2 protein-coding genes are annotated in these 1,643 nt (G+C 34.3%); one reads left to right on the top strand and one right to left on the bottom strand.

The window, feature by feature from the left end:
* Window positions 1–247: 247 nt before the first annotated feature.
* Window positions 248–925, bottom strand: a complete 678-nt coding sequence (locus tag IQ242_RS26510) for a PEP-CTERM sorting domain-containing protein (RefSeq protein ID WP_228021192.1) — start codon at window positions 923–925, stop codon at window positions 248–250.
* 162 nt (window positions 926–1,087) lie between these two features.
* Here IQ242_RS26510 and IQ242_RS24185 point away from each other — a divergent pair, with 162 nt between their 5' ends.
* A complete protein-coding gene (locus IQ242_RS24185; RefSeq protein ID WP_193961707.1) occupies window positions 1,088–1,573 on the top strand; it encodes an ATPase in 486 nt (161 codons plus the stop codon).
* The last annotated feature ends 70 nt before the right edge of the window (window positions 1,574–1,643 follow it).

The raw sequence follows: 1,643 nt of genomic DNA, 5'->3' as shown, positions 1-1,643 counted from the left end.
CCTATCGGCACCCCCCTTATCAAGGGGGGCAGGGGGGATCAGAGGCAAAATCTATCTTCAATTTAATTATAACCAGCTACTTAGAACAAAAACTTTTTTTTGGTGTGTTAGGGCAGTATTTATATCTTGATTTTTTTCCCTAAAAACAAGGCATTGCCTAACCAACCCATTTATATCAAATTATAGCCCATAAAAATCCCCCTCAATTCTGTATAATTAAGGGGTATGGGTTATATTAACAGGGAATTTAGCCTATTTCTGTGGTTTCTTTTTCGATAGAATGATTGCGTTTTACTTGGCGTTTTATGGTTGCACCAGCACCGAGTATTCCTAGAGAAAAGAGTCCTAAAATTGATGTGGGTTCGGGAACTTGTATAAGGCGTGTATAAACTACCTCAACATCAACAGGTAAATCTATAAAGCCTACCTCTATAAGTCCTGGTGATTGTTCTTTTCTTTTACTAGAACTTACATCAACGTTAACGGAATCCGTAAAATATGGAAACAAATCTTTTCTTTTACTAGAACTTACATCAACGTTAACGGAATCCGTAAAATATGGAATATAAAATGCATCTGTTCCTAAAGATTCAAATGACAGATTTTCAGATACATTAGTAATATAAAAGTTTATACCCTGAGCAGAAGCATTCATGGCAGCTAAAGCATCTTCTTCAGTAAACACATCAAATAGTGGAGGTGTACCATAGATATCATTTACTGTTCCTCGTTCAAGAATAATATTGTAGGTTTTTGAGATACCCGTACTTGGCAAAGTAAAAGACACTCCATTTACACCTTTGATTACACCAGGACTTGAAAATACAAGTTCAACGGCCTGACTTGGTAAACTAACAATACAGGTTGTTATCCCTACCGTAGCAATAGGTACAGAGAACAGGGCGCAAAAACGAAGAAACTTCATAAAAAAACTCTATCAGTAAAATAATTAATGAAAGTGTAAATAAATCAAAATTTACTTTCAAGACCCATAAAAGCCCTATAAAGAAATATAAAGACACTAAGTTTGCATTTTGCGCTATAATATCAGGCAATCCTGACTTAACTCCCTGTTTAAAATCATCCTATGAACTCATTCGATATTCAATCTTTTATAATAACTATTGATGAGCTTGTTTTCTCCCATACAGGAGAACATTTAGACGATCTTCAGCATGAAATCTTAGAGGGAGTCGTCAATCATCAAAAATACGCCGAAATAGCTCAAAAAAATCATCGTTCTCAGAAATATATCAAGGAAACAGCAGGTAAATTATGGAAAACCTTATCAGAAATATTAGGAGAGGAAGTCAGTAAATCAAATTTAAAATCTAGTTTACAAAGATATTATCATTCTAATTTTTCTAATGTTATCAATAGTATTCAAATTAACAAGGGTAATATCTGTACAGGGCTATCAGAAAAGGAATTAAAGCAGTCTAATATTTATCAACAAGCTAAATTAGAAACCATCCCCGAATTAATCAAAGAAGGATTAACTATCGAACAAATTACTAGAGCTTTAAAACTTCCCATAGACTTGGTGCGATCGCAAATAGAAGAATTTGAGTAACTCCCCGGCAACATCACTTATGGGTGCATTTCACATTTGCAGAAATACCGACAATCAGCAATTATCAGTG

Source organism: Microcystis sp. LEGE 08355 (assembly GCF_015207185.1).
Taxonomy (GTDB): domain Bacteria; phylum Cyanobacteriota; class Cyanobacteriia; order Cyanobacteriales; family Microcystaceae; genus Microcystis; species Microcystis panniformis.
Note: the sequence above shows the minus strand (reverse complement) of the source record. Positions and strands in the feature narration are given on the sequence as shown.

Bases quoted from the DNA above. Each gene is read 5' to 3' on its own strand.
- IQ242_RS24185 (WP_193961707.1), top strand. From the start codon at position 1,088: ATGAACTCATTCGATATTCAATCTTTTATAATAACTATTGATGAGCTT.
- IQ242_RS26510 (WP_228021192.1), bottom strand. From the start codon at position 925: ATGAAGTTTCTTCGTTTTTGCGCCCTGTTCTCTGTACCTATTGCTACG.